This window comes from Corynebacterium sp. MSK044, from assembly GCF_030232825.1.
Taxonomy (GTDB): Bacteria; Actinomycetota; Actinomycetes; order Mycobacteriales; family Mycobacteriaceae; genus Corynebacterium.
The window spans coordinates 55,366-63,099 of the sequence record NZ_JASPJJ010000014.1; the positions used below are offsets into that span (position 1 = coordinate 55,366).

The 7,734-nt window shown below is 57.6% G+C and carries 9 protein-coding genes; 7 read left to right on the forward strand and 2 right to left on the reverse strand.

Annotated elements, in window-relative coordinates:
* The first annotated feature begins 5 nt into the window (after positions 1-5).
* A complete protein-coding gene (locus QP994_RS08630) occupies positions 6-1,211 on the forward strand; it encodes a sensor histidine kinase (protein ID WP_284855976.1) in 1,206 nt (401 codons plus the stop codon).
* A gap of 39 nt (positions 1,212-1,250) precedes the next feature.
* Positions 1,251-1,949 (forward strand): response regulator, encoded by a 699-nt coding sequence (locus QP994_RS08635; RefSeq protein ID WP_284855977.1) that lies wholly within the window; start codon positions 1,251-1,253, stop codon positions 1,947-1,949.
* A 52-nt stretch (positions 1,950-2,001) separates the two neighbouring features.
* Here the strand turns inward: QP994_RS08635 and QP994_RS08640 are convergent, their stop codons facing one another.
* Positions 2,002-2,871, reverse strand: coding sequence for a DUF3109 family protein (locus tag QP994_RS08640; protein WP_284855978.1), 870 nt, complete (start codon positions 2,869-2,871; stop codon positions 2,002-2,004).
* 34 nt (positions 2,872-2,905) lie between these two features.
* On the opposite strand from QP994_RS08640, the gene QP994_RS08645 reads away from it, so the two are divergent.
* From QP994_RS08645 to QP994_RS08660, 4 genes are all read left to right on the forward strand, one after another.
* Positions 2,906-3,829, forward strand: coding sequence for a Ppx/GppA family phosphatase (locus QP994_RS08645; protein WP_284866237.1), 924 nt, complete (start codon positions 2,906-2,908; stop codon positions 3,827-3,829).
* Between the two features lie 20 nt (positions 3,830-3,849).
* Positions 3,850-4,860: an Rv0497 family membrane protein gene (locus tag QP994_RS08650; RefSeq protein WP_284866239.1), complete on the forward strand. Its 1,011-nt coding sequence runs from the start codon at positions 3,850-3,852 to the stop codon at positions 4,858-4,860.
* Between the two features lie 73 nt (positions 4,861-4,933).
* Positions 4,934-5,746, forward strand: coding sequence for a pyrroline-5-carboxylate reductase (proC, locus tag QP994_RS08655; RefSeq protein WP_284866241.1), 813 nt, complete (start codon positions 4,934-4,936; stop codon positions 5,744-5,746).
* A gap of 280 nt (positions 5,747-6,026) precedes the next feature.
* Positions 6,027-6,230: a helix-turn-helix domain-containing protein gene (locus QP994_RS08660; RefSeq protein ID WP_284855982.1), complete on the forward strand. Its 204-nt coding sequence runs from the start codon at positions 6,027-6,029 to the stop codon at positions 6,228-6,230.
* 83 nt (positions 6,231-6,313) lie between these two features.
* Here the strand turns inward: QP994_RS08660 and QP994_RS08665 are convergent, their stop codons facing one another.
* Positions 6,314-7,072, reverse strand: coding sequence for a hypothetical protein (locus QP994_RS08665; RefSeq protein ID WP_284855983.1), 759 nt, complete (start codon positions 7,070-7,072; stop codon positions 6,314-6,316).
* Positions 7,073-7,474: 402 nt separating this feature from the next.
* Between QP994_RS08665 and QP994_RS08670 the strand changes: the two genes are divergently transcribed.
* Positions 7,475-7,576, forward strand: coding sequence for a 30S ribosomal protein bS22 (locus tag QP994_RS08670; protein WP_003855542.1), 102 nt, complete (start codon positions 7,475-7,477; stop codon positions 7,574-7,576).
* The last annotated feature ends 158 nt before the right edge of the window (positions 7,577-7,734 follow it).

The window sequence follows — 7,734 nt, forward strand, 5'->3', positions numbered from 1 at the left end:
TCCTGGTGAACACGGTTGTTGCCTTCCTTGCTGGAGGCCTCGTTGTTGCCCTCGCCGCTTATGGAGTAAAGCTCTTCAATGAACGGCGAGGGCCTCGTCGTGCTGCCCCGGGCCCGGATGAGAATCGGGTGCGTACGGTCAGTCAGATCCTGCACCTAGTCATCCAAAGCTCGCCGACAGGTGTGACTGTGGTGGGACGCAACGGTGACGTGATCCTGTCCAACGCGCGAGCACATGAGATGTCCATCGTGCATGACCGAGCCCTCAACCCGCAGGTGTGGGAGGTTGGCCAGCAGGTCTTTGAGGACCGGGAAACGCGGGTGCTGGACCTGAACATGAGGCATCGCTCGACGGGCAGTCGGGTGAACAACGTTCGCGCAGTCATCCAGCCAATGTCGTTGGCGGAGGATTCCTACATCATCGTCTACGCGGCAGATGAGTCGGAGAATGTGCGCATGGAATCAGCGCGCCGGGACTTTGTGGCGAATGTGTCGCACGAACTGAAAACTCCGGTGGGTGGTATGTCGTTGCTGGCAGAGGCGCTGCTGGAAGATCCGGATGATCCGGAGATGGTCAAGTACTTCGGCGACAAGCTCCTCGGTGAGGCTCATCGGATGGGCGCGATGATCACGGATCTGATCAATCTGTCCAAGCTGCAGGGCGCTGAGGCGTTGCCGGAGATGTCCCCGTTGCGGGTGGATGATCTGATTGATGCAGCGATTGAACGCAACCTCATCGTGGCGGATAACCATGAGATTGAGCTGACCCGGGGCGAGCGGAGCGACACGTTTGTCATGGGGGATAAATCCCTGTTGACTACGGCGTTGGCCAATTTGATTACAAATGCGATTAATTATTCGCCGAAGGGTCAACCGGTCAGTGTCACACACAAGCTTGTACGTGATTCGGTGGTGCTCATCCGTGTAACAGACCGCGGAATCGGCATTGCCCCAGAGGATCAGAAGCGCGTGTTTGAGCGTTTCTTCCGCGTGGACAAGGCCCGTTCGCGTCAGACGGGTGGCACTGGCCTGGGTTTGGCCATCGTGAAACATGTGGTGGCTAACCACGGCGGTAATATCAAAGTGTGGTCGCGCTTGGGCACAGGCTCGACGTTCACGATTGAACTTCCGGTTTTCGCTCCTGACTCCATGGCCTCAGCGGTGGTGCCGGAAGAAATTGAACAAATTGAACAAGAAAACCCAGATAAATAACCATCAGCTGCACCTGTGAAGCAGAGGTAGGAAGAATCGATGACATCGACCATCCTGATTGTCGAGGACGAGGAATCACTGGCGGATCCGCTCGCGTACCTTCTGAAGAAGGAAGGTTTTGAAGCCGTTATTGCGGTGGACGGTCCGACGGCATTGAAGAAATTCGAGCAGAACCAGATTGATCTGGTGTTGCTTGACCTCATGCTTCCGGGAATGTCTGGCACGGATGTGTGCAAGAAGCTGCGCGCCACGTCGGATGTGCCGATCATTATGGTGACGGCGCGTGATTCGGAGATTGACAAGGTGGTGGGCCTCGAGCTCGGCGCCGATGATTACGTGACTAAGCCGTATTCCACCCGTGAGCTCATCGCGCGTATTCGCGCTGTGTTGCGTCGTGGCAATGGAGCCGCCGAGGCCGCGCAGGAAGCGGAGGGCGATGATGTGCTGGTGGGCGGTCGCGTCCGCCTCGACGTGGAGCGCCACACGGTGTTTGTTGAGGATCAGCCGGTGGCCATGCCACTGAAGGAATTTGATTTGCTCGAGTACCTCATGCGTAACGCCGGGCGCGTGCTCACTCGTGGGCAGCTCATCGACAGGATCTGGGGTTCAGATTATGTCGGTGACACGAAGACTCTAGACGTGCACGTGAAGCGTCTGCGCACGAAGATTGAGAAGGAGCCTTCGCGTCCAGAGCAGCTCATCACAGTCCGCGGTTTGGGGTACAAGTTCGAGGCTTGATGCCCCTTGTAGGGGCATCAAGATAGTAGGGGCATCAAGATACTAGGGGGCATCAGGATTCAGCGGCGCGCGTCGCTGGGTGAACCGCCTTCGCATCCGCGGGGAGGGCGGCACGTGCTGCGCAATGCTTTTCGACGATCGCGTACGGCCCCTCCCCAATCAACTGCGTCAGCTCCGCCTTCATGGATTTCCACACCGGCTGCGCATCTGGCCCACCGTGACAGGCGGGATCATTGGTGCACCACCAGTCAAAGTCCTCACCACCGTTGCCCCACTGGCGGCGGTCATATTCACCGATAGTGGTACGCAGGATCTCCTGACCATCGCTGCGTTCCTGCCACTCATCCTCACGCGAAAATGGCACCTGCCAGCACACTTCCGGTTTAGAGCCAATGATGTTGCGCCCTTCTGCCATCGCCCATTGGTGCAAGGCACAACCGGCGCCGGTTTCGTGGCCGTGGCGGTTGGCAAAGATACACGCGCCGTCGATAAGCGTGGTCTTGAGCGAAGGTTCCTCTTCATCCTCATCCCACTCGAGCCACGGCTCAAGCTCCACTGGATCTCCTGCTGCGAGGTAGCTATCCACGCTGTCCGGACGGAGCTGCCAATATTTCGCGGGCATCGCCGCGACGGCGTTGTACAGATCATCCCGGTCTGTCTCATCGGACAAATACGCGCCGTGAATACAGCACCCCACCACGGGCAGATCCTCCGAAATGCCACGGCAGGTTGATGTGCCAAAGCGACACGACCACGTGGATTCCAGCCAGGTCAGATCGATACTGAAGTAGTGCAGAGGATCATCCGGGTGGATGAATTCGAACCACTCGCGGGGAAAGTCCGGCGGCAACTCATGGCCGGCGCGAATGGATTTCCCGGCGGGCGAATTTTTTGGAAAACCCAGAAATACAGGTTGGTTCACACTTGACCACGGTAGACGGTCTACTGTGGAACGCGTGCGACTAGGTGTATTGGACGTGGGCAGTAACACTGTTCACCTCGTAGCGGTGGATGCCGTGAGCGGTGGGCACCCAACCCCCATGAGTGATTGGAAGCAGTCTTTGAGGCTGGTTGAATTGCTCGATAAGAAGGGGGCTATCGAGGAAAAGGGCGTAAAAAAGCTTACCGACGCTGTTCAGGAAGCCGCCGACCTCGCCGGCAACCTGAAATGTCAGGAATTCCTCGCTTTTGCTACTTCCGCAGTGCGTTCCGCGACGAATGCGGATGAGGTCCTACAACACATTGAGAATGTCACCGGCGTGAAACTCGATGTCCTTTCCGGAACGGATGAAGCCCGCTTGACATTCTTGGCGGTGCGTCGCTGGTACGGCTGGTCTGCCGGCCGGATTACCAACCTGGATATTGGCGGTGGCTCGCTGGAACTCAGCACTGGAAGTGATGAAGAGCCGGACATTGCTCGCTCCCTCGACTTGGGCGCAGGTCGCTTGACCCACGAGTGGTTCGACTCCGATCCACCATCAAAGCGCACCGTGAATACCCTGCGTGACTTCATTGATGCGGAACTGGCCACGGTTGCTGATGAGTTCCTCGCCCACGGCGAAGCCGGCCTGACGGTGGGCACATCAAAGACATTCCGCACCCTTGCGCGCCTTACCGGTGCCGCACCCTCCTCAGCCGGCCCATACGTCAAGCGCACACTGACCGCACCCGGCCTGCGCCAGCTCATTGCCTTTATCACCCGTATGACGGCAGCGGACCGCGCGGAGCTCGAAGGCGTGAGCCCGGACCGCTCCCACCAAATTGTTGCTGGCGCGCTGGTCGCCGAAGCAGCGATGCGAGCACTTAAGATAGAGAAACTAGAAATCTGTCCATGGGCATTGCGCGAAGGCGTGATCCTCCGGCAGATTGACAAGGGATAGAAGCAAAAGGAGACGCTCAATTGGCTGACAAGCAACTCACCGTTGCCGAGTTGATGGCCCGGGCACAGAAAGAAAACCCGGACATCCAGCCTCGGCGCCGTCGCCGCCGCAGCCTCGAAGAAGGTGGCATCTCTGTCGCCGAACTCACCGGCTCGTTCCAAGCGGTTAACGCTCGCCCGGCTGAGCCTAAGCACTCCAGCGCTCCCATCGACGCTGAAAACACCCAGGGTGATGAACCCCAGGCTCACGCTTCTGCGAAGCCCGCTGAGGCCGAGAAGCCTCAGCTAAAGCCCGCTACATCTGCTGAGCAGGCTGCTGAGAAGCCGAACGTCAAGGTAGTCAAGGTTGAGCCGACCGCGCCGACAACGCCGACCAAGACCCCTGAGGCCGAGGCTGAGCCGGCTCAGCCGGACGCTGCGAAAAAGGCTCCGGAGACCCCAGCTACGACCGATGCTGTGCCTGTGCGCCAGGTTGAGGTGGAGGACCAGAAGCAGAAGCAAGAGGCGAAGCTTGCCGAGAAACCGGTCGAGAAACCTGCCGCGGATACCGAAGAAACCCACGTGATCCCCGTTGTGCGTGAAACCCCGGCGCAGGCAGCGTTGGTGGCGCAGCCTAAGACTGAGCCACAGGAAGCTGTGGTGGCTCAGCGTGCCCACGAAGACGAGCTCGAGGACGAGTTTGAGGATGAGGCTGACGTCGACGAGTTCGTCGATGGAGACCTTGAAGATGAATACGAGTACGAGGACGACGAGGACATAGACCTCGAAGAGGACGCGTCTGTCAACCCGGTCATGCTCGTCCTCATGGTCTTCGGTGGTCTGCTGGTTGGCGTGCTCGTGTTCCTGGGCTTCCAGGCACTGTGGGAGAACTTCAACTCCATCGTGGTGAGCGTGCTCGCTGTTGTTGTGACGGCAGCCATCGTGCTGACCGTGCGCAGCATGAAGACGGGCCGCGATGGTTTCACGTTGGCCCTGGCAGCGCTAGCTGGTCTGGCCATGACTGTCGGTCCGGGCCTTATCACCGGTTTCTAGATAACCTCTGGCCACAGGCCCCTCGCAGAGGAAAATATCGCCGAGTTGCGTGCACTGTGGCACGCTAGTGCGCATGAGTAACATCGCAGTAATCGGTGCAGGCAATATTGGCGAGGCCCTGATTTCCGGCTTGGTGAACTCCGGAATCGACCCGGAAACCATCACCGCCACCAACCGCACCGCGGAGCGCCGCGAAGAGTTGGCGGGCCGTTATGGGATCAACACCACGGAAGACAATATTGAGGCTGTCACCGATGTTGATGTGTGCTTCCTTTGCGTGAAGCCGCATGACATCACCACGGTTATTGAGGAGCTCTCGGAGCCCATCGCAGCATCAGATACCCCGACGGTGGTTGTGTCCATGGCGGCGGGGGTGACGCTGGAGACGATGACGGAGGCGTCGCATAGCGCAGGCACTCCCATCGTGCGCGTGATGCCGAATACCCCGATGCAGGTGGGCAAAGGCGTCTGTGTCGTCGCGTTTGGCAAGTATGTGGACGAGGACCAACAGGAACTAGTCACCGATCTGCTCGCTGCCGCAGGCAAGGTCGCCGTGGTTCCGGAGAAGCTCATCGATGCCGCGTCGACGATCTCGGGTTCCGGCCCCGCGTACTTCTTCCTCATTGCAGAAGCGCTTATTGATGCCGGGGTGGCCATGGGCCTGCCCCGCGACACCGCCACGCTGTTGGCTACTTCCACGGCCGAAGGCGCTGGCGTGATGCTGGCACATTCCGGCAAAACACCGGTGGATCTGCGTGCGGGCGTGAGCTCCCCGGCGGGCACAACCGTGCAGGCGATCCGTGAGTTGGAGGAGTCCGGCATCCGCGGGGCTTTCTACCGCGCAACGGAAGCTGCCGCCGCCCGCGCTGCCGAGTTGGGGGACTAAAAGCGGGTACGCCGAGGGGGTAATTTCAAAAAACTTTTCGTGTCCGGGAGGTCACTTCCACATCCTGTTGCAAGGTGTGTTCTACCAGCTGGAATGAAACAGTTGACCCAGAATGGCCCTTGAGGGAGCAGTGGGGATTTTGTGAATAGTGTGAATCTTTTCTTGCTTTTGAGTCGCATGTGACACTGGTTTCACGCTAAGCTCGTTCAAGCACGTGCGTGTTCATTCTGTGGGAGGGGAAGCCTACAGCGCGCACAGATGCTGGAGGTTAACTACACATATGGCAAATGAAGATAAGGGTAAGTTCCTGACCGTTGCTGAGGTCGCGGAGATTATGCGCGTATCCAAGATGACGGTGTACCGCCTGGTTCACTCCGGTGAGCTGCCGGCTGTTCGGGTTGGTCGCTCGTTCCGTGTGAACGAGAAGGCTGTCTCCGAGTACTTGGACTCCTCGGTCTACGACGTCAGCACCGACGTCGGATAGTTATCCCCAGAGGGCACGCCCCCTGGTTTGTGGAAGGGTCAGCTTCGGCTGGCCCTTCTAATATTTTTGGGATTGACCCGTATTTAATCCCGTGATGAACGATTCCCACGTCTCGGGTCATTGTTCAAGATTCTGGGGATCGGGTCGTTTGCGGAGTAGTTTTCTAACACTGCTGGACTAAGGCAGTTTAAAAGCTCGAATATCTCTTTTCGGTATCGTCGACAGTCAATATCAATGAGGGACTCTTGGTGTCCGATTCTGTTTCGGAGCAGGACGACATGGTTCATGATGAGACTGGCTCGATCAGGGGAAATAGACTTTGGGCCTGAGGAAAGTGCACGAACTGTAATCTCTTCATAAACGCGTTTGCAGTCGTTGTAATTAGTCTCATTGGGGTAGAACTTGTACGAGCCATCGGGTAGCTCCTCGGGATCGCGGTAGAAGAAGTTGTTTTTCCATTGAGTGAGAGTTACTTGCGCAACCACATCATCTCGAGTGATTGACTGTCCTTTTCTAGGGTGGTTACCGATAAAGAGTCCATCCCCTTCATCGCGTAACTTTTTGGCCTCGAGGGCCTTCCTGAGTGCATCCTTTGCAACAGACGCCGCGACCTTTGACAGGGGCTCTCGGACGTTCACCCGAGGGTGTCTGATCCATTGTTTATTGCTTTGTGGGCGCTGTTCCTCGCTCCATTCATCGACTGCCTCGCAGATCTTGTTTCGCAGAACGACCTCAAAAATAGAAAGCAGGTTCCACATGGCGCCAGAAAGCTCTGCGTCCCATTTATAAAGCTGCAGCGCGCGTCCTGCGTGGTTTCCCATCTGTGATAGATACTTCTCCATGCGTTGTTTCCCCAACGCAGTTACAACAGATTGTTCGTTTCTGCTTCCGTGCATGACTGTGACTCCCCCTAGCCTTCATCTTTGGCTCTTGATGTAGTTTACCTTTTGCGCTATCCTTCTTGGCGAGAGAACGGCTAGGGCCAGAAGGGCCCTTGAACCGTTCCGGTAGAGAGGGCCACGTCCGAATACCGGCTTTATGCCGAAGCATCGGAAGGGGTCCTTTCGTTTTGTCCTATTTTTGGGATTGACCGAAACCGGCGGTAAACTCAAAACCCATTCGTGCCGGATGTTCGGCCCGCGCGTTGGGAGTGCACCCCGTGCGCACCAGGTGAAGACCCAATGGTTTTCACTTGGGTCCGGGTCCGGCGGGAACTGTACGTACAAAGAGAAGCGAGGTAACCCATGGGTTCAGTGATTAAGAAGCGCCGCAAGCGTATGTCCAAGAAGAAGCACCGCAAGATGCTGCGCCGTACGCGCGTTCAGCGTCGTAAGCTCGGCAAGTAAGCCGTTGCTGGTTGCATAACCTTGGATTCCCGTTCACCTGGTGAAGGTGGGCGGGTTTTCTTTTGGTTTGGGGCCAGCCCCGGGTTAAGGGTCAAAAAGTGTGTCTGGCCCCGGCGTGTCGTGGGGTTAGATTTGGCCTTTTTGGATGCCGATTGAGT

Bases quoted from the DNA above. Each gene is read 5' to 3' on its own strand.
- QP994_RS08660 (WP_284855982.1), top strand. From the start codon at position 6,027: ATGGCAAATGAAGATAAGGGTAAGTTCCTGACCGTTGCTGAGGTCGCG.
- QP994_RS08670 (WP_003855542.1), top strand. From the start codon at position 7,475: ATGGGTTCAGTGATTAAGAAGCGCCGCAAGCGTATGTCCAAGAAGAAG.
- proC (WP_284866241.1), top strand. From the start codon at position 4,934: ATGAGTAACATCGCAGTAATCGGTGCAGGCAATATTGGCGAGGCCCTG.
- QP994_RS08635 (WP_284855977.1), top strand. From the start codon at position 1,251: ATGACATCGACCATCCTGATTGTCGAGGACGAGGAATCACTGGCGGAT.
- QP994_RS08665 (WP_284855983.1), bottom strand. From the start codon at position 7,072: ATGGAGAAGTATCTATCACAGATGGGAAACCACGCAGGACGCGCGCTG.